The sequence below is a fragment of the Paraburkholderia hayleyella genome, assembly GCF_009455685.1.
Classification (GTDB): Bacteria; Pseudomonadota; Gammaproteobacteria; order Burkholderiales; family Burkholderiaceae; genus Paraburkholderia; species Paraburkholderia hayleyella.
This window is the reverse complement of the sequence record NZ_QPES01000001.1, coordinates 908966-928275: the sequence shown is the minus strand read 5'-3', so window position 1 is coordinate 928275 and position 19310 is coordinate 908966. Positions and strand designations below refer to the sequence as shown.

Here is a 19310-nt window from a genome sequence, read left to right as displayed (position 1 = left end):
CTAAAAAGGCTGTGTGGCAAGACGCCGCCAATGCGGTTCGACCCGATCATGCTCGATCACCAGTTCAAGCTGCAACCAGACTTGTGACTCCGCGGCAGCGCCAAAACCTTGCGCTGTCAGCCGCCATGCGGCCGCGTCGGGACGAGCCGGCACGGGCAGCAACTGGACCAGACAACGTGGCGGACGGATTGATCCAGGCCAGGCCGGCAGTGGCGCGATAGACGCCTGCTCGAATACGGCTTGCGTGACAGGGCCAGCAGGTTGGGGCAGCGTGTCTGACGACACGCCCAATGTTCCCGCGATGATCGGACGGGCACACAATTTCAACGCAGCATCCGCCGCATGAAACGCCTGCAATACACCGCGCATGTTCGATGCACTGCGGGCCGCCGCGAGCGAGATTTCGAACCAGGCCGCCGTTGTCGCCAGCATCATCGAAACCAGCATCAGAACGACCGGCAGCGCAACGCCAGTCATTCGTGCGCGGCGTGAACCAGCGGCAAATGAGCGCCGCCAAAGCCCTCTCATCGTGTCTCCTTGAGCGCATCACGTGCATCACGTGCATCATGTGCATCACGCCCATCATGTCCGTTACGCACTGCCACATGGCGCCAGAACGCCCGGCGCATGCGGGTATCCGCACTCGTGACCCTCGCCCCGTCACAATCTATATAGGTTGTGCCTTGCTGCCGGGGGGCGCCGCGAACCAGCACGCACAAATCGACTGCCGTAATCTGCTGCCACTGCCCGGGCGCAAAGGCGCTAGCCTCAAGCGCGCGAGCCGCCCCTGCCGGCCAGTAGCGCAAGTGCAAACGCTCCACGCCCTCCACCAGCGGCTGAGCCAAACCTGGCCGGCCATTACCCTCGCAATACAGTTCGGGCTGTCCGGTCGAGCTACTCGTCCTCGCGTAATAACGATTGATGATTTCCGCGCCGCTTGATCCGGCCTGGCCAACGCCTTGCCCGAGACAATCGGTCGGCAACCCCGCAGCCGTTGGCCAGGTGGCCATGCCATCGTCGAAATAGCGCAGCACAATGCCATCGGAAGCGCCCGGCAGAGGTTCGCAGATGACGCTGCCAGCGCTACCCACGGGACGTGCGCCACTGCAACCGAACACCGCAAAGGAACGCTGAACCTGAGTTGCCGCTGCAGGCGTAAATCCGGCTATCTGTATCTGTTGAGCAATCAGCGTGAGCGCGCTCATGCCCGCGTCCTGCATCTGCAAGAAGTCACTGCTCTGCCAGAAGGCCTGCCGTTGCGACTGATACAGCGACACAGCACCCGCCGTCACGATCAGGCCTAGCGCAAGTGCAATCAGCAACTCAGACAAGGTATGCCCGCGCCCGCGAGAGCCCATGCAAATGGGCGCATCTGCGCAAACGCCAACCCGACCCATGCTGAAACAGCACGTCATGGCACAAACACCATGACAGCGCATGCCCGATCGGCTGTGCCAGCAGATTCTCCACAGGATTCTGGCGTGGCACTGGCAGACAGGCCAGACGCTCGCGCCCAGCGCACCTGGACCAGGCTAGCACCGCCCCCACGCGTGATTTCAGTCAGGCCTTTTGGCAAAAGTTGCGCGACGCGCGCCTGCCATTGGGTAACACGCGCGGCACCGCTCCCAGCTTGCCCTTCGTTCGCGGCCTCCGCGATCGCATCAGCGAGAAAAACGGCTTGCTCGCGCTGTAGTAGCGCAACGGTCTCACGGGAGGTCCATAACTGCATGGCAATCAGGCCCATCGCATTCACCGCCATCAAAGCGAGAGCGAGCATCACTTCGATCAGCGAGGCACCCGCGCAATGCGCGATACGGCTCCGTTTCATTGCTCGGCCCCACATCGACCCTCGGCAATCCTGGCGCGACCACCCGCCGCGATCCGGATACAGCGGCGGAAACGCTCGCCTCGCGTTGCCTCGATGCCGAAACGCGGGGCAAAATCAAAGCTGCGAAAACGGCCGATGAGCTGGCCTGCGGGCGGCGTGAACGTAAGATCAGCCAGCATGCCGGAAACTCGCACGCGAGACTCTCCCGACTGCGCCCGCAGCACATGCGTCAATCCAGCAAGCCTAACCACCACCGCCCAGCCACACGACCAGTCGTGCGCGCCGCCGCATACCTGTCCAACAGCCAGACAATGCTGGGCCGAATCCGTGCGGCACAGCGTAACCGGCAGGCCGCGATGCACCGCTTCAGCGCGTGCAAACGCGAGGGCCGCAATGAACTTGCGCGCCTCGGCATCCACCTGATCGCGTACCTGCCAAACCACGAACGACGGCGCCGCCATCATGATGACCAGCATCGTGAGCGCGAGCACCACCAGTGTTTCGACAAGCGTGAAGCCGCGCCACAGCGGCCCTGTGAAAGCATTGTCTTTCATCTGCATCCCTGATCACATTCCAGAATGCAGTCGAATGTAAAGGCTGCGATGCCGCAGAACAATTAGCCAGACGACATAGCCAGATGGCTAGCTGGCGCATGCCTGCGCGTTCACGTAAAAATGTCCACGTAATGCAGGAAGCGGGCTGTGCTGAATACAGCAGGAAGAGCAGGGAAAACGCGGTACTGGCGGATGAAGAGGAAGGACGGGGAAATGCTACAACAGCAGCAACGGCGGCTGATAACCGGACAATCAGCGCTTGGCGGGAGGGCGGCCTTGGGCGGCAGGATTGGCCATGCGGAACTCTTCGATCACGTCCTCAAACTCAGAGACGTCTTCGAAACGCCGGTACACGGAAGCAAAACGGACATAAGCAATGGTATCGAGCGCACGCAATTCGTTCATCACGAGCTCGCCAAGACGCTCGCTGTGCACTTCCCGCTCACCACTGCCCAGCAGTTGATATTCGATGCGCGCCACGGCGGCATCAATCGCATCAGCGGCAACTGGACGCTTGCGCAGCGCCAGTTGCATGCTGGCGACAATCTTTCTGCGGTCGAACTCAGTGCGGCTGCCGTCCTTCTTGACGACCGACGGCAGCGCCAGCTCAACCCGCTCATACGTCGTAAAACGCTTGTCGCAGGCCGGACACCGGCGGCGGCGGCGAATCGCCGCACCGTCTTCGGATACGCGGGAATCGACGACTTGCGTATCGTCATGCCGGCAAAAAGGACAATGCATCGCAGCGGCTTAGCGGTAAACAGGAAAGCGGCGTGTCAGCTCGCTCACCTGGGCACGCACTCGCTCGAGCACGGCTACGTCTTCCGGCGCATCGAGCACGTCAGCAAGCAGATGTCCAACCTGTTGTGCTTCCTGCACGCCAAAACCGCGCGTAGTCATGGCCGGCGAGCCCAAACGCACGCCGCTTGTGACAAACGGCTTTTCCGGATCGTTCGGAATAGCATTTTTATTCACCGTGATGTGCGCGGCGCCCAGCGCAGCTTCCGCCGCCTTGCCCGTGATGTTCTTGGCTCGCAGGTCCACCAGCATCACGTGGCTTTCGGTACGGCCCGAGACAATGCGCAAACCACGTTGCACCAGGGTTTCAGCCAGCACACGAGCGTTATCGAGCACTTGCTGCTGATACACCTTGAATTCTGGCGCCAGCGCTTCTTTGAACGCGACGGCCTTGCCCGCAATCACGTGCATCAGCGGGCCGCCCTGAATGCCTGGGAAAATAGCCGAATTAATGGCTTTTTCGAACTCGGGCTTCATCAGGATCACACCGCCACGCGGGCCGCGCAGGCTCTTGTGGGTTGTCGTGGTGACGAAATCGGCGTGAGGCACGGGGTTCGGATAAACCCCCGCCGCAATCAGACCGGCGTAATGCGCCATATCCACCATGAAATAAGCGCCAGCTTCACGGGCAATTTTTGCCAGACGCTCAAAATCGATCCGCAGCGAAAACGCCGAAGCACCCGCCACGATCAGCTTCGGCTTGTGCTCTTGCGCGAGCTTCCCGGCCGCGTCGTAATCGATATCTTCGGCTTCGTTCAGGCCATAGCTCACCACGTTGAACCATTTGCCCGACATATTGACTGGCGAGCCGTGTGTCAGATGGCCACCATGCGCGAGGCTCATACCCATGATCGTGTCACCGGGTTTGAGCATGGCAAAAAAGACACCCTGATTGGCCTGCGAGCCCGAATTGGGCTGCACATTAGCGGCCCCGGCACCGAAGATCTGCTTGACACGGTCGATGGCAAGCTGCTCGACGATATCGACGTACTCGCAACCGCCGTAATAACGCTTGCCCGGATAGCCTTCAGCGTATTTGTTCGTGAGTTGCGAGCCTTGCGCCGCCATGACGGCCGGGCTCGTGTAGTTTTCCGATGCAATCAGCTCGATGTGATCTTCCTGGCGGCGGTTTTCCTGCTCAATCGCCTGCCACAGGTCAGGGTCGATATTGGCGATGGTGCTCTGGGCTCTGTCAAACATAGCGGTTCCGTTTTGGAGGTTCAGGTTACCGGGATCACATGCGCGATCTTGCACACACAAGCCGCCCACGAGCGGCATGCAATAGCTTGGCCCAGGCTTGGCCCAGCCTGGCCCAAAGCGGGCTAAGACGGGCTAAGGCTGGGGCTAACCCTGAGGTGGCAGATTCAGACAGGACACCGCTCACCCAACAGGCAGCCACCCGCAGTGCGCATTGGCGCAATGATTCCGGCTGCCCAGGCGAACGGCAAAAACGACCCCTTGCGCTTCACGGTGGGTTGCTCCACCTTGGCCCCCAAAAGGGCTTTATCGCCAGTTACACAAGGGTTGAGCGCGCTAGTTTATTGGAAGCGTTACGAATAGGCAACCGAGCCAAAACACGCCCCAAAAAACGGCAAGCTCCCTGTACAGCGGACACTCCTACCCGGCCTTCGCATCACTCGGCGAGCGCCTTGAAGCGCCGCCTCAAGGCACCGTCACGCCTCTTGCTGCACCGCCGCATTGCAAGTAGTCTTGGCATCTTTGCTGGTTTACCGCTCACGGAGCCGTCATGATCGTGTTTGTCACCGGGGCGTCCTCCGGGTTTGGCGCGGCTATCGCCCGCGCTTTTGTCACAGGCGGCCATCGTGTAGTGGCTGCGGCGCGGCGCACCGAGCGTCTGCGTGCACTCGCCGATGAACTCGGTGAAGCCCTGTTGCCATTCGAGCTGGACGTGCGCGACCGGGCCGCCGTCGCAGCCTCACCTGCGCGCTTGCCCACCGGTTTTAACGAAATCAGCGTTCTCGTCAACAACGCCGGCCTCGCGCTCGGGCAGGAGCCCGCCCAGCAAGCTGACATCGACGACTGGCAAACCATGATCGACACCAATTGCAGCGGTCTCGTGCAGGTCACGCGAGCCTTTTTGCCTGGCATGGTCGGGCGCAATCGCGGTCACATATTCAATATCGGCTCAACCGCGGGCAGCTGGCCGTATCCTGGCGGCAATGTGTATGGCGCGACCAAGGCGTTTGTCCAGCAATTCAGCCTGAACCTGCGCGCTGACCTAAGCGGCACGGCCGTGCGTGTCACCAACGTCGAACCAGGTTTATGCGGCGGCACCGAATTTTCGAATGTGCGCTTTCATGGCGATGACGTCAAAGCCGCGAACACCTATCAAAATGTTCAACCCCTGACCGCCGAAGATATCGCTGACTCGGTCTACTGGATCGCCACGCGCCCGGCCCACATCAATATCAATACGATCGAACTGATGCCTGTGGCACAGTCTTTCGCTGGCTTGAGCGTTCACCGGGGCTGAGCTCCTGAATCCGGGCCTGTTAGGCACCACCTGGCACGCCAACCCCGGGCAACGGGTCACGGGCCTGCCCGCTACAAAATGCACGCCAAATGCGTTCCGGTAAAATGCGCCGCTATGATTCCGTCTAACAGTTCGCTTGCAAGCTCGCCCGGCAGCCTGCCCGAGATAAGCGCCCATGGCGCCCATGACGTCCATTTCACATGGCCGGTTCGCGTGTATTACGAAGACACTGACGCAGGTGGCATCGTGTTCTATGCGAACTATCTGAAATTTTTTGAGCGGGCGCGCACTGAATGGCTACGCGCATGCGGCATCGACCAGCGCCGGCTGACCGACGAAACCGGTGTGCAGTTCATCGTGTGCAGCACGGCACTCGATTACCGGGCCCCTGCCCGTCTTGATGACAGGCTGAGCATCACGAGCCGGATCACACGGCTGGGCCGGGCCTCGGTCGATTTTCTGCAAGAAGCCTGGCATAAAGGTACCTTGCTGGCGACAAGCACTAGCCGGATCGGCTGTGTCGGACGGGAGGCGCTGCGTCCCATGGCCATTCCCCCGTCTGTCCTTGCGGCATTGCAGCATGGCATAGCGGAACGCCCCAGCATGGAGCACCGCGCTTGATTTTTCATGCCTCTGCAGCCGCCAGTGCTCGCCAGCGCTGGCCCACAGTCAAGACACGACGAAAAACTGGTTTGGCCATCAGCCTTGCGAGTTCAGGCCTGTTTCAGAACCTTACCGGCGCTTCTTGTGGCCAGATGCCCTTTTCCGGGACGTTATAGCGAAACCCTATGAATCCTACCCAAGACCTGTCGATCATCTCCCTTGTCCTCAACGCGAGCCTGCTGGCTCAGGCGGTCATGGCGCTGCTGCTGCTGCTGTCCCTGCTGTCGTGGACCTTCATCTTTCGCAAATGGTTTGCGCTCCGCCGGGCACGAGCCCAAACCGAGCGCTTCGAGCGCGATTTCTGGTCCGGCGGCGACCTCCAGGCGCTCTATCAAAGTGCCGCCAATAACCGTCACACCATTGGCGCGCTGGAACGTATTTTCGAATCCGGCATGCGTGAATTCCTCAAGGGCAAGGAAAAGCGTCTCAATGATTCCAGCGCGGTTCTGGATGGCGCACGCCGGGCAATGCGCGCGGCTTTCCAGCGCGAAATGGATGCGCTGGAAGCCAATCTGTCGTTTCTCGCGTCAGTCGGTTCGGTCAGCCCGTATATCGGCTTGTTCGGCACAGTCTGGGGGATCATGAATGCGTTTCGAGGCCTCGCCAACGTACAGCAGGCAACCCTCGCCAACGTCGCCCCGGGCATTGCCGAAGCGCTGACCGCAACCGCCATTGGTTTGTTCGCAGCCATTCCGGCCGTCGTTGCCTACAACCGCTACGCGCACGATATCGACCGCCTGGCGATCCGCTTCGAAACCTTCATCGAAGAGTTCTCGAACATCTTGCAGCGTCAAGCGCAATAAGGAGCCCACGATGGCCGGATCCTCCCTTCGCTCCAGCATGCGCGGTGGCCGCTCGCGCCGTGCCATGTCGGACATCAACGTCGTCCCGTATATCGACGTCATGCTTGTCCTGCTTGTGATCTTCATGGTGACCGCGCCGCTCGTCGCGCCCACCATCGTCAATCTGCCGACTGTGGGCGGCGCTTCGCAGCAGCAGCAAGTACCGCCGGTCGTGGTCAACATCCGCGCGAACGGCAATATCAGCATCAAATACAAGGACGATGCGGGCGCCACGCAACAGGAAGACATGACCAAGGCGGATCTGAACAGTTTCGTGACGGATCGCCAGCAGTCTCATCCTGACCAGCCAATGGTGATCGCCGCCGACAAAAGCGTGAAATACGAAGCCGTGATGAATGTCATGTCCGACCTGAAAGCGCGAGGCGTAAAGCGCGTCGGGCTGCTCGTCAAAGCACAATGAACCGCAGGAACACCAGCTACCCGCTCCAGCCACCGCGCGAACGCGGCACCGGGCGCGCGTTCATCTTCGCCCTCGCCATGCACGTGCTGCTGGGGTTCTTTCTGTATCACGGCATTCAGTGGCAAAACAGCACGCCCGCCGGTGCTGAAGCCGAGCTATGGACAGAAATTCCCGATACCCCTGTCCCGCCGCCGCCACCGCCACCTGTGCCGGTACCCGTCGCGCCCGCTCCGGTTGCGCCGGATGAAGACGCGGACATCGCACTCCAGGAAAAAAAGCGCCAGCAACGCGAGGCGGCCCGCGAAGCGCAACTCGCTGAACAACTGCGTCAGCAGCAACAAGCCCAGCAAGAAGCCGAGGCGAAACGCCAGCAACAGCTCGCCGCCGACCAGGCCGCGCAACAAGCCGCGGCGGCAAAACAGAAACAGCTAGCTGAAAAGCAAAAGCAGCAGCAACTGGCCGAACAGCGAAAGCAGCAAAAACAGCAGCAGGAACAGCAAAAGCAGGAAAAATTGGCCGCGCAGGAAAAATTGGCCGCGCAGGAAAAATTGGCCGCGCAGCAAAAGGCACAAACCGAAGCACAAACCGAGGCGCAGAAAAAAATCGACGCGCAAAAAGCCGCCAAAGCCAAGGCTCAGGCCGAGGCGCAAGCGAAGAAGCGCGATGAGGAACGACGCGCGCGTCTCGCCCAGTTGCGCGGCATGGCAGGCGGCGAAGGCTCGAGCGGCGAGGGCCTGGCGAAAAGCGGTACCGGCACTGGCGCGGGCGGCAATGCCACCTCAGCCGGTTATGCGGAAAAAGTTCAGCGGAGCGTGCGCCCGAACATCATCTGGGCAGGCGAGACTCAAGGCCTGGAAACTGTCGTTGCGGTACGCTGTGCGCCGACTGGCACATTGCTAAGTGCGAAGATCATCCGTGCCAGCGGCAACACCCAATGGGACGATGCCGCGTTACGGGCGGTACAGCACTCCGATCCGATGCCGCGTGACACCGATGGCAAAACACCCGCCAACTTTACGATTACATTACGCCCAGCCGGATAGCGGCGGACCCATCTTGAACCGATGGGAACGAATCAGACGTTTGTCAGTCTGTCTGCTGTTATAGCGTGTTGGCACAACTGTTTTAGGGGATTCACACAGCATGAGTTTGATGACCAGACTAGGCCTGCAAACATTTTTGGCATCGTGCCTGATTGCAACGGGCACTGCCGCCCATGCACAACTCAATGTCCTCGTGACAGGCGTCGGTTCCACACAATTTCCGATTGCCGTAGCCAACTTCGCCAATGAAGCCGGCTCAGCCCAACAGGTCAGCGCTATCGTGCGCCAGGATCTGCAGCGCAGCGGCAAGTTCACCAATATTGATGCGGGCACGGCACCCGTCGCCGAAGCCGACTCAGTGGATCTCGGAAGCTGGAAGGCAAAAGGCGCCAATGCGTTCGTGTCGGGCAGCGTAAACCGGCTCGCCAACGGCCAGTATGAAATCCGCTTCAAGCTCTATGACACCGTCAAGCAGCAAAGCCTGGGCGGCCTCGTGCTGGCAGGCCCGGCGACGGAACTCCGGGCCAACGCCCACCGCGTAGCCGACTACATTTATCAGCAGTTAATGGGCGTGCGAGGGGTGTTTAACACCCGTCTGTCGTATATCGTCAAAACGGGCAACCGTTACCAGCTACAGATTTCCGACTCCGACGGGCAAGACGCGCGCATCGCGCTTTCCAGCCCCGAGCCGATTATTTCGCCCTCGTGGTCGCCTGACGGCACGAAAGTCGCCTATGTCTCATTCGAGAAGAAAAAACCCGTCGTCTACATTCACGATCTGCCCACCGGGCGCCGCGTCGTGGTGTCCAACCAGAAAGGCAATAACAGCGCTCCGGCCTGGTCGCCCGATGGCCGCACGCTCGCCGTGGCGCTTTCACGCACAGGCAATACGCAAATCTTCGCCGTCAATGTGGATGGCAGCGGCCTGCGCCGCCTGACTCAAAGCAGCTCGATCGATACCGAACCCGCATTTTCGCCCGATGGCCAGTCGATCTACTTCACCAGTGATCGCGGCGGCGCGCCGCAAATTTACCGGATGCCCGTACAAGGCGAAAGCGCGGGTGCAGCCCAGCGCGTGACGTTCACCGGCAACTACAACACCAGCCCGCGCGTGAGCCCGGACGGCAAGCAGCTCGCGTATATTTCGCGCACGGGTGGCGGCTTCCGGCTGTATGCGCTGGATCTCCAGTCAGGTACCGCGACCGGGTTGACGGACACAACACATGACGAATCGCCAAGCTACGCGGCGAACGGTCAGTACATTCTTTACGCCACACAGGTGAACGGCCGTGGCGTGTTGGCGGCTGTGTCGACAGATGGTCGCAGCCGGCAGGTCCTGTCCGTTCCGGGCGGCAGCGTGCGCGAGCCGTCATGGGGTCCGTTTAGGCAATAACACACAAGGAGAGTAAACATGATGTCGAAATTACGCATTGCATTTGCCGTACTGACCGTAAGCGCATTGGCCGCCTGCCATTCAGGCGTGAAGCTTGATGACAACGCCAACAACAAGGGCGGCGCCGTCGGTACCCAGGTCAACCCCAGCACCGTGACCCAGGTCACGATTGATCCGCTGAACGACCCGAACAGCCCGTTGGCCAAACGCAGCATTTATTTCGACTTTGACAGCTACTCGGTCCAGGACAGCTATCAGCCACTGCTAGAGCAGCATGCGCAGTATCTGAAGAGCCATCCGGAGCGCCGTGTGCTGATCCAGGGTAATACCGACGAACGCGGCACCAGCGAGTACAACCTCGCGCTCGGCCAGAAACGGGCTGAAGCGGTACGCCGTTCGCTGGCGCTGCTCGGCGTACCCGATACGCAAATGGAAGCCGTGAGCCTGGGCAAGGAAAAGCCGATGGCAACGGGTCATGATGAAGCATCGTGGGCACAAAACCGCCGCTCCGATCTCGTCTATCAACAGTAAGTAACCGCAACAGGTGGCAAGCCGTATGACGCACCGTTTCTCCTGGCTGCGGGTAACCGCAGCAACTTGCGCCGCTGGCGCAGCCCTGATATTTGGCACGCCCGCGCATGCGGGCCTGTTCGATGACGATCAGGCCCGCCAGGCCGTGCTGGACCTGCGCGCGAAGTCAGACAATCTGGCTAGCCAGCTGGCCGCGGCACAGCGCACGATCCTCGACCAGTCCAACCGTCTCGACCAGCTTAACCAGCAGGTTGCGACGCTGCGTGGACAAAGCGAAGATCTGGCCAACCAGTTCACCACGTTGCAAAAGCAGCAAAAAGACTACTACACCGATCTGGATAGTCGGCTGAAGAAGTTCGAGCCGCAGCAGCAAACAGTGGATGGCGTGGAAGGTACCGTGCAGCCGGGTGAAACGGAGGCGTTCAATACCGCATCGCAGCAGTTCCGCAACGGCGAATATAAAAACGCAGCGGCTTCGTTCCGCAGCTTTATCGCCCAATACACGCACAGCCCATATCAGCCAACCGCGCAATACTGGCTCGGCAACGCGCTGTATGCGCTGCGCGACTACAAGGGATCGACCGCAGCCTTGCAAAACGTGGTGAAAAACTACCCGCAGCACCCCCGCGCACCGGAAGCGTTACTGGCCATCGCCAACAACCAGGTTGAGCAGGGGCAAAAAACCGCCGCCAAAAAAACCCTCGAGCAACTGATCGCGCAGTACGGCAGCTCAACCGTGGCGCAAACCGCGCAGAGCAAGCTGTCGCAGATCAAATGACGTTTTGTTCGCGGTAACGGCGCTTGCGGCGTTTACGGCGTTTTGCGGTGTTTTTTGTAATCGCCCGCATCAAACAGTTGACAGGGTAAAAAACGGCCCGCTATAATCTCGCTTCTCTTTTGGGTCGTTAGCTCAGCTGGTAGAGCAGCGGACTTTTAATCCGTTGGTCACAGGTTCGAATCCCGTACGGCCTACCAAGAAAATCAAAGGGTTACAGGCCTTACGCCTGTAACCCTTTGTCCGTTTACGGGCTCATGTAGGCACCGTGTAGGCATTTTGGGTCGGCATCAATCCATATCGATCAATCTGCCTTCCGGCAAAATGCTGTCTCATGCCTGGAAGCGAAAATATATCGAAGGTCTGTCGAGAATCGGACTTACAACAGATCACCTACGCTGTCCGGCATCGCCAATCACTCGCTTCCTGCATTTACGACCGCCTTGAAGGGACACCGATGACTGTTTTCACCATAGGCTACGAAGGACTGGACATCGACACGTTCATGTCCCTGCTCACAGAGCACGGCGTTGAGACCATTGTGGACATCCGCGAGCTGCCCCTGTCGCGCAAGCCCGGCTTCTCAAAGAAAGCGTTAGCCAGTGTGCTGAACCTCTCCGGCTTGGAATATGTCCATATGGTCAATCTCGGCTGTCCCAAGCCCGTACGCGATCGCTACCGGGAGGACGGCAACTGGAAGCGGTACACCGGCGGATTCCTCAAATACCTGAAGACACAGACGGCAGCTATCGCAGACCTGTCCAGCCTGGTGAGTTCGTCGAACTGCGCCCTGCTCTGCTACGAGGCTGACTTCAATTTCTGCCACCGCTCAATGGTCGCCAATGCAGTGCGGCAGCACTGCGGCGCTGACGTCGAACACATCTCCAGCGCGAACACTAAAACAGCGCGCCTTGCCGGTCGTCAGCTGGCTTGCGCTTAGGCGGGTAAATCAGACTGATGATCAGCCACTGGTCCTGAAACCGATGCTGGTTACCCATCAGGAACATCAGCTCCTTGCTACCCAGATCTTCCTCCAGCTTGGCGCGGAACGGCTTCTCCCACTCACTACGATAGCTTTCGCGGCATTTCCAGAAGAGCGCCCCCGCCTCCCAGTCGACGATCTTGTGCTTATGCTCCTTCTCGCCGTCAGGCGTGTCACAGACGTATCGGTAGTAGAAGTCAAACGGCACCTTGCGAAGCTGCTTCACCTGCTTGCGCTCTTCTGCCTCAGAAAAGAGATTGCCCTGCATCTGTTCTTGCAGCAGCTTCTCCCGCTCATCATCCGTCCAATCCGGGTTGCGGGCCTTAGTTATGTCGAGGCCGAGCAACCGCTTCGGACGCAGGAGTGCGATCGACAATCCATCGGCAAGCCTCGCCGCGTCGATGGCATCAAAGCTACCAAACGCAGGTATCTTGTCTAACCACTCCCACCGCGACGACCACTCTTTCTTAGGCTCGATCACATTGCTGCAATTGATTGTGTCGACATAGACCTTGTGGCTCTCGGGGCGGTGATCCTTTGTAGCCTTTTCGATGCGCACGTCAATCCACTGCCACTTTCTGAACTGCTGCCCGTCCTCGATCATTCGGAATGGCACCGGGAACAGGCGGCGCATCGCGCCGCTCTGAGCGATGCCCGCGACGCATGAGGTTTCTACGTACTGCGCGCTTGGCGAAGGGTAGGTCTTCGCCAGAATCAGGATGCGCTCGACTCGCCCCAGTGCCATTGCTCTCCCCATCTTCTCGTGTGCAAATACGTCCGCGTAGCAGCAATGCTTCGCAATCTGTCATGCAACATCTGTTTATCCCGACACTACAGCGAGGCCAAATACAATACGGCGCCCCCATCGAGCTCCAATATGGCTAACTCGCCCGGTCACCAAGGCTACTGAGCCGCAACGTCATCCGGAGAAATTACGCTCATACCTGTTCCGTTTTCTCCGTCTGGAAGCCGAGTCTCCGACTGGCACGAAAGAACGTGGAACTGTTGCGGGATATCAGTCTGCCCACGAGTCCCGGCATCGACAAACGATTCTATATCTTCGGTCTGAGGATTATTCAGATCAAGTAACACGCGGGCATGATCCGGCCCAAGAAAAACCACCGAGAATCCTTTGGGGATATTCGTACATTCGTACTTCACATCGAAGTCGAGCGAGTGTGCAAGTCGATATATCTTTGCGGGCCACGCCTCATTTGAGAAGTCCTTGTTCACCCACCTCGCGTACGACACCAGCACTACCGCCGATAGCAAGAGAAACGCAACCGACTGAATGGGCGGCCCGTTATATTTCCCTTCGCCTGACAGTTTCAGCTTTATCCATCCGAAGAGGACAAGTGCATGTATTGCTGCGAACACGGCAACGATTAGTAGAAGCGGATACGCGTACTCGAAGGCTAGCAGTCCCGCCACGATCGCCCTTGTGAAGGGCAATGCCGATGCATCCACCGGGAAGACTCCGTTGATCAGCGAGGAGGCCTTGCCCGTGCTGAATACCACCAAGGCAGACACCGCAATCGATGCCGTAAGCTTCGTAAAACCGTACGCCCATAACCGCGTGAAGAACGAGCTCCGTTCGATAGATACGCCCACGAAGATGGCCGCGAACCCAATCGCCCAAAGTCGTATGGCGAAAAGGTAGTCATCAAGCCATGAGCCTTGGCGACTCATTCCGATAATCATAAGTACGGCGGCTAATACTGCCAACGCGCCCACTGCCCATGACTTGTCCCTTTCCTCTGCTTCCTTTTCATCCGTTCTCTGTCGTTTAGCGACCCGAGCCACATGCAGGAGCTCCGCAATGTGATCCTTCAACGTTTCGGTCGGCCGGCTATTGTTGTACTCTTGGTCGGAAAAGGAAAGCTCCTCATAAAGGGCCTCCAAATGTTGACGAGGGTTGCGTGGTGTCTCGAATCTGTACTTCCGCTCAGTCATTTGATCGCCTGTTTTTTCTTCGCATTCTCAACGCATCCCGACCGGCAGCCGCCGTCGCCAACGGCAAGTGACATGTACCCTTCCACTTTCTGCCCCCGCTGCAACGGACAGCTTCGACCTATGCCTCGATGACGACAGGAAAGGGAAAAGCTCCTCGACGCAGCGAGCCGGCGAGGAAGAGTGATTAGGCATCACTGTCGTCGTGACCCGCCTTCTGAGAACGGTCAGTCATTTGGTAATGCCCTCGTTTTCCAAGGCAGGCAGAAGTAGAAACTAAGCGGCCATGGCCAGCCGCTGCTTCGGGGTAAAACCGCCCAATGCCCTATTCGGGCGCTCGTGATTGTAAGTCCGCATCCAGTCGGCCGCCGCTTCGCGCACCTGCTCCAAGTCTTCCCACAGATATTGCGACAGCCATTCGTATCGCGCAGTCCGGTTGAACCGTTCGATATACGCGTTCTGCTGCGGCTTGCCCGGCTGGATGTATTCCAGCCGGATGCCTTGCCTTTGCGTCCACGTCACGATAGCCGCGCTCAGATATTCCGGGCCGTTGTCGCACCGGATAACCTTCGGCTTGCCTCGCCATTCCAGATGCTGCTTCAGCGTGCGAATCACCCGCTCGGATGGCAACGAGAAATCCACCTCGATGCCCAGCGCCTCCCGGTTGAAATCATCAATTACGTTTAGCGTCCGGATGCTGCGCCCGTCCGCCAGTTGGTCATGCATGAAGTCCATCGACCACACTTCATTGATGGCCTGCGGCACCGACAGCGGCTGTGGCGTCTCCCGCACCAGGCGCTTCTTCGGCTTGATACGCAGGTTCAGTTCCAGCTCGCGGTAAATCCGGTAAATGCGCTTGTGGTTCCAGCCAAATCCCTTCACGTTGCGCAGGTAGAAGTAGCACAGCAGAAAGCCCCAGTTGCGATGGCAGCCCGTGATACGCAGCAGCCAGTCGCCAATCTCTTCGTTCTCCGTGTTCAACTTCGCCTCGTACCGGTAGCACGACTCGCTGATGCCGAACACCGCGCACGCCACACGAATCGACACGCGGCGCTGTTGCACAACCTGCTTTGCCATCTCGCGCCGACGAGATGGCTTCAGAACTTTTTTTGCAGTGCTTCCGAGGCAATCTCTGCCTTGAGTTTCTCCTCGATGTACATCTTGCGAAGCCGGGCATTCTCCGCCTCCAGCTCTTTCATGCGCGACATCATCGACGCGTCCATGCCACCGTACTTCGAGCGCCATTTATAAAACGTGGCCGAACTGATGCACAGTTCCCGGCACAACTCCGGTACCGCCAGTCCAGTCTCCGCGCGCTTAAGCGCTTCCAGTATCTGGCTGTCCGTTAATCTCGACTTCTTCATCTGCAGAACTCCCTCTTAACGAGAAAATTCTACTTCTACAGACGGTGGATTTGCGGGGGCATTACCACTTCAGCATTGGTTTCTCTGATCTGGTAGTAGAGCATATTAACAGCGCTTTCGAATGGGCAGGGCTATCGGATTTCACTGATACGCTGGACATGATGGATACATGGTCAACTGAGCAGATTGCTGACGCAGAGGGACAAGCATTGACGCGTATGCCTCCAGCCACCCATGCCGGTGATCTAGGTAAAACCTCGATAGACCAGTATGCAATTTATGATCCAGAGTCGGGCGACTGGGTATTTGCAGACTTCGATTGAAGAGGGCCGCATGAGACGTTATTTGATTGTACTTGGTGACAAAACCACGGCTGGCGGTGTAGTGATCCAGGCTGAAGAGTCTCACAGGAATCACGGAAAGCCATTGGCGTATCACGGCGCGCAGATATATTGCCATGCGTGCAAGACCACGGGCCACATCTACAACGTGCCGCCATATCGCCCGATGGAGCTGATGGGCAAACAGGTGGCACTCGAAAACGACATCTGTATCTGCAAGTGCAATCCGCCTCCACGACTGATCGCGTCACAGCACAACGCATCAATGTCATTCGAGTCAGGTGAACTGGCTGCGATGGGTTTACATTCAAACGGAAGTGCTATAGCCAAAGAAGAACGGGCAACTCGCGGCGCGTTCGATGAACGGTTCGTCCTCAAGGATGGGAGGGGGAATAGGTTGGCTGATACCCATTACACAATCAGGTTGCCGTCCGGTGAGTTGAAGCACGGGGCGACAGATTCGCAGGGGTACACCCTGCGCTATCAAACCGACAGTGCAGGAAATATTGCTATTTATCTCGGCCACAAACAGGAGGCTTGATGTCTGAAGCACTTTGCACCGCGATAACAAATACTGATCCCAACTCCTGCGTAACGACATCCACCCCGCGATTCGGAAAGCCGTGGCAGGCAACGAATCAATGCCTCGCGTTTCTGGGTGAATGGGAAAGTGGAAGAATGAACGGCATTACGCGTATCTTTTATTCGAATCATACCCATATAGACGTTCAGGTAGTGGAAGGGATGATTTTGCAGGTCTACCGTGATGACCGAGGAAATCCTACGGTCGGATGCGGACACCTTGTCTTGCCGAATGACAATTTGTACGTCGGCCAAATAATATCGGCGGAGCGTGCAAAAAACCTTCTGAGGCACGACTTGGAGCTAGTTCAAAAAAGATTGAACTCTCTTGTGAAAGTCCCGCTTTTTCATTACGAGTACGATGCTATGGTAAGCGTTGTATTTAACGCTGGTGCAGGCAGTGCCGTCAGGGAAATAGCAGATGAAGTCAACCACGGGCACTATGAAACGATGCCTGACCTTATCCGTAGATTCCACGTCAGCAATCCCAGGTTGCGTCAGAGACGCGAATCCGAAGCACGTTTATTTGGAACAGGGGTATACGATGCGCATCATTAAAACACTTTTATTTTTGGTTCCTTGTGTCACGATGTCTTTGTGTTACGCGGACAGTGCGGATGACGACTGCCTCAAGCACCTTAGCGGTAGCAGCAGTATGGACACGACGTGTTATCTCGGGTCTGCGAACGCGATCCAGAAAAAGAGCCAGGCAATAGCAAACAAGTTAGCCGCAGCGATGCCGCATGGCAATCACAATGCTGTGTTACTAAAGGAATTCATGTCCACTGCAGATCGGAACTTGCGGTTTTGCATGCTCAACAAGCAAGCTGGTTCGGAATGGGAGCCTTCTGAAACGGGACCAAACATCCGAAACATGTGGGACGTAATTTACGGAGAGTGTGTCTATAACCGAAGGAAGGAACAATACGCACATCTGCGTGAAATTGAGGAACTGGAAAAGATGAACCATCCATCACAATAGGTAGCGATAAATAATGGAGATGCTGGTGGTCGGCTAAGCCCTTTTTCTTTGCTCCGCAAAATTACATCTGTTCCGCAAAACAGCGAACGCGACACGCTCGGAAAGACGCTCAAGGAAGATCCGCGCCCTCCTAACCCACAGCACCTCAAGCCCCCCTCCCCTCCCCAGCCAACCGTCCCGCATACCAACCCGCCTGACGCCCAAAAAAAGTCGCGTCGGCCAGCGAAAGGCCCGAGCTATAGCCCGGTCCCCAACGCGGCAAGCCGGACGTCGTGCGTCCAGCAGCAAACAGCCCGCGAATCGGCGCTCGTGTTTCGTCGACTACCTGCCCGGTTGGCAAAGTGTCGAGCCCCCCTAGCGTGAAGTGCGGATAGAAAGCGTAGTCAATCCGGCAATCCAGCGCGACAAAGGGTGGCTCATCCAGCGGCTTCAGCCACTTTGCCTCCTTGTGAAAGACCGGATCCCTCCCCTGCGCGGCGAAGTGGTTGTAGGTCTGCACGGTCGCCCAAAGCGTATTTTTCGGCAACTTCAGTTCCTGTTCTACTTCTTCCCAGGTTTCGCCAGCGGCGGCAACATCAATTCGGGCGAAGGCGGGAGGCGCCCGATAAACCGCATGGTCAGCCAGCAGGAATATCCGCTCACCCGCCTGCTGCAGCGCGTGGTAGCCCGTTCTGCCGTGGTAGCCATCCTCATTGATGAAGCGCTGGCCACGCTCATTGACAAAAATTCCTTTGATCAGTGATTCCGGTGCATAAAACGGCAAGCTAACGAACCCCTGATCCATATGAATCGCGGCGCCTCCTACGCTGACGCCCATCAGGATGCCACTGCCGTCATCACCCGGATTGCCAATCGGATCGGCCGAACGCAACAACATAGGCGCGTGACGGCGCACCATGTCACGATTCATCACGAAGCCCCCCGTACACAGCACGATGCCACGCCGCGAGCGCACATAAGCGTCCTGTCCCAACGAGCGAACGACGACGCCACACACGGCTCCAGAGTCATCGACGACCAGCGCCTGCGCGCGAGTGTCATAGCGCACGGTCACCCCAAGCGCGAGCGCACGAGCCGCCAATACGTCCATCAACATCTGCCCGCCGCCCCATCCCGTCCATTGCGGTGTATGTCCACGCGGACACGGACGAGCCACCGTGTTGAAGGGCCACGATTCTTCGCTACCCGACCAGATCAGGCAATCATCGGTTTCCGGCTCGACCATCCGCTCCGGCAAAAAAGTATTCTTGTACCTCAGCCCCTGTGCGACGAGCCAGTCGTGATGCTCAAGACTGCGCTCAGCGTAGAGCCGGATCCTGGCCAGGTCGGCATCGGCACCGCCTGCCAGTTCCAGGTAGCGATATAAATCTTCGGTTTCGTCACAAAATCCAGCTTGTCTCTGGGCAGGCGTACCGCCATTACCGCCCAGATAAATTTCGCCACCTGACAGCGCACTGGTACCCCCATAGCCGGATGCGCGCTCGACGATCAACGTGTCGGCACCGGCCTGTGCCGCCTCAATTGCGGCGCAGGCGCCAGCCGCGCCAAAACCTGTCACGACGACGTCGTGTTCAGCGTCCCATCGAGGGACGTTCCGGCTGTTCAGCGCTTGTGTTGGAGAGCAGTGGACAGGCATAGGCTAACGATTAGTACATTCCCAGAAGCGCTGCGAGGCTGATCCTGCCTGGATCAATGCTCAGGCATATGGATGACTGATTCGAACCCGCTAACTGGCATGCCTCATAGGAGAGCATGGATTCGGGCACG

General features: G+C 58.3%; 23 protein-coding genes, 1 tRNA gene and 1 riboswitch. Of the genes, 14 read left to right on the top strand and 10 right to left on the bottom strand.

Going from position 1 to position 19310, the window contains the following annotated elements:
- From GH657_RS04270 to glyA, 6 genes are all read right to left on the bottom strand, one after another.
- Positions 1–528: a pilus assembly PilX family protein gene (locus tag GH657_RS04270; protein ID WP_246173996.1), complete on the bottom strand. Its 528-nt coding sequence runs from the start codon at positions 526–528 to the stop codon at positions 1–3.
- On the bottom strand, positions 525–1358 hold the full coding sequence (locus GH657_RS04265; protein ID WP_343031261.1) for a PilW family protein: 834 nt from the start codon (positions 1356–1358) through the stop codon (positions 525–527). Before GH657_RS04265 ends, GH657_RS04270 begins: the two co-directional genes overlap by 4 nt.
- A 53-nt stretch (positions 1359–1411) precedes the next feature.
- Positions 1412–1828: a type IV pilus modification PilV family protein gene (locus GH657_RS04260; RefSeq protein WP_153099573.1), complete on the bottom strand. Its 417-nt coding sequence runs from the start codon at positions 1826–1828 to the stop codon at positions 1412–1414.
- Positions 1825–2382 (bottom strand): pilus assembly FimT family protein, encoded by a 558-nt coding sequence (locus GH657_RS04255; RefSeq protein WP_174769869.1) that lies wholly within the window; start codon positions 2380–2382, stop codon positions 1825–1827. Before GH657_RS04255 ends, GH657_RS04260 begins: the two co-directional genes overlap by 4 nt.
- Positions 2383–2634: 252 nt before the next feature.
- Positions 2635–3123, bottom strand: coding sequence for a transcriptional regulator NrdR (gene nrdR, locus GH657_RS04250; protein WP_153099571.1), 489 nt, complete (start codon positions 3121–3123; stop codon positions 2635–2637).
- A 9-nt stretch (positions 3124–3132) separates the two neighbouring features.
- A complete protein-coding gene (glyA, locus tag GH657_RS04245; protein WP_153099570.1) occupies positions 3133–4380 on the bottom strand; it encodes a serine hydroxymethyltransferase in 1248 nt (415 codons plus the stop codon).
- A 224-nt stretch (positions 4381–4604) separates the two neighbouring features.
- Positions 4605–4707, bottom strand: a riboswitch (ZMP/ZTP riboswitch).
- A gap of 220 nt (positions 4708–4927) precedes the next feature.
- On the opposite strand from glyA, the gene ydfG reads away from it, so the two are divergent.
- From ydfG to GH657_RS04195, 10 genes are all read left to right on the top strand, one after another.
- The gene (gene ydfG, locus GH657_RS04240; RefSeq protein ID WP_153099569.1) at positions 4928–5674 is read left to right on the top strand and encodes a bifunctional NADP-dependent 3-hydroxy acid dehydrogenase/3-hydroxypropionate dehydrogenase YdfG; all 747 of its coding nucleotides are present in this window, start codon (positions 4928–4930) and stop codon (positions 5672–5674) included.
- 114 nt (positions 5675–5788) lie between these two features.
- A complete protein-coding gene (ybgC, locus tag GH657_RS04235) occupies positions 5789–6295 on the top strand; it encodes a tol-pal system-associated acyl-CoA thioesterase (RefSeq protein WP_153099568.1) in 507 nt (168 codons plus the stop codon).
- A gap of 167 nt (positions 6296–6462) precedes the next feature.
- A complete protein-coding gene (gene tolQ, locus GH657_RS04230) occupies positions 6463–7140 on the top strand; it encodes a protein TolQ (RefSeq protein WP_153099567.1) in 678 nt (225 codons plus the stop codon).
- Positions 7141–7150: 10 nt separating this feature from the next.
- Positions 7151–7600, top strand: a complete 450-nt coding sequence (tolR, locus tag GH657_RS04225) for a protein TolR (RefSeq protein WP_153099566.1) — start codon at positions 7151–7153, stop codon at positions 7598–7600.
- Positions 7597–8643: a cell envelope integrity protein TolA gene (tolA, locus tag GH657_RS04220; RefSeq protein ID WP_153099565.1), complete on the top strand. Its 1047-nt coding sequence runs from the start codon at positions 7597–7599 to the stop codon at positions 8641–8643. Before tolR ends, tolA begins: the two co-directional genes overlap by 4 nt.
- 100 nt (positions 8644–8743) lie before the next feature.
- On the top strand, positions 8744–10036 hold the full coding sequence (gene tolB, locus GH657_RS04215; RefSeq protein ID WP_153099564.1) for a Tol-Pal system beta propeller repeat protein TolB: 1293 nt from the start codon (positions 8744–8746) through the stop codon (positions 10034–10036).
- 18 nt (positions 10037–10054) lie between these two features.
- Complete coding sequence (gene pal / locus GH657_RS04210) at positions 10055–10567, top strand: peptidoglycan-associated lipoprotein Pal (protein ID WP_153099563.1); 513 nt, start codon at positions 10055–10057, stop codon at positions 10565–10567.
- A gap of 25 nt (positions 10568–10592) precedes the next feature.
- Positions 10593–11345 (top strand): tol-pal system protein YbgF, encoded by a 753-nt coding sequence (gene ybgF / locus GH657_RS04205; RefSeq protein ID WP_153099562.1) that lies wholly within the window; start codon positions 10593–10595, stop codon positions 11343–11345.
- Between the two features lie 121 nt (positions 11346–11466).
- A tRNA-Lys gene (locus GH657_RS04200) sits at positions 11467–11542 on the top strand.
- Positions 11543–11799: 257 nt separating this feature from the next.
- On the top strand, positions 11800–12282 hold the full coding sequence (locus GH657_RS04195) for a DUF488 domain-containing protein (RefSeq protein ID WP_153099561.1): 483 nt from the start codon (positions 11800–11802) through the stop codon (positions 12280–12282).
- Here GH657_RS04195 and GH657_RS04190 read toward each other — a convergent pair.
- From GH657_RS04190 to GH657_RS04180, 3 genes are all read right to left on the bottom strand, one after another.
- On the bottom strand, positions 12239–13069 hold the full coding sequence (locus tag GH657_RS04190; protein ID WP_153099560.1) for a hypothetical protein: 831 nt from the start codon (positions 13067–13069) through the stop codon (positions 12239–12241). The two genes, GH657_RS04195 and GH657_RS04190, sit on opposite strands and share 44 nt — an antisense overlap.
- Before the next feature lie 158 nt (positions 13070–13227).
- Positions 13228–14277, bottom strand: coding sequence for a hypothetical protein (locus GH657_RS04185; protein WP_153099559.1), 1050 nt, complete (start codon positions 14275–14277; stop codon positions 13228–13230).
- A 273-nt stretch (positions 14278–14550) separates the two neighbouring features.
- Positions 14551–15638, bottom strand: a protein-coding gene (locus tag GH657_RS04180) for an IS3 family transposase (RefSeq protein ID WP_153099558.1) whose coding sequence is annotated in 2 segments (ribosomal slippage) — positions 14551–15389 and positions 15389–15638 — 1089 coding nt in all. Because the reading frame shifts where the segments join, the coding sequence is not laid out codon by codon here.
- A 158-nt stretch (positions 15639–15796) separates the two neighbouring features.
- On the opposite strand from GH657_RS04180, the gene GH657_RS18105 reads away from it, so the two are divergent.
- From GH657_RS18105 to GH657_RS04165, 4 genes are read left to right on the top strand one after another with little or no spacing between them, the layout of a single operon-like run.
- Positions 15797–15961 carry a hypothetical protein gene (locus GH657_RS18105; protein WP_220094829.1) on the top strand — a complete coding sequence of 55 codons (165 nt, stop codon included), beginning with the start codon at positions 15797–15799 and terminating at the stop codon, positions 15959–15961.
- 10 nt (positions 15962–15971) lie between these two features.
- Positions 15972–16520, top strand: a complete 549-nt coding sequence (locus GH657_RS04175; protein ID WP_174769867.1) for a PAAR domain-containing protein — start codon at positions 15972–15974, stop codon at positions 16518–16520.
- Positions 16520–17119, top strand: a complete 600-nt coding sequence (locus GH657_RS04170) for a lysozyme (protein ID WP_153099556.1) — start codon at positions 16520–16522, stop codon at positions 17117–17119. The genes GH657_RS04175 and GH657_RS04170 overlap by 1 nt, the downstream gene beginning before the upstream one ends.
- Entirely contained in the window at positions 17106–17543 is a 438-nt protein-coding gene (locus GH657_RS04165; RefSeq protein ID WP_153099555.1) for a hypothetical protein, read from the top strand. Before GH657_RS04170 ends, GH657_RS04165 begins: the two co-directional genes overlap by 14 nt.
- A 145-nt stretch (positions 17544–17688) precedes the next feature.
- Here GH657_RS04165 and GH657_RS04160 read toward each other — a convergent pair whose 3' ends face one another.
- On the bottom strand, positions 17689–19179 hold the full coding sequence (locus tag GH657_RS04160) for an FAD-dependent oxidoreductase (RefSeq protein WP_153099554.1): 1491 nt from the start codon (positions 19177–19179) through the stop codon (positions 17689–17691).
- Between the last annotated feature and the right edge of the window lie 131 nt (positions 19180–19310).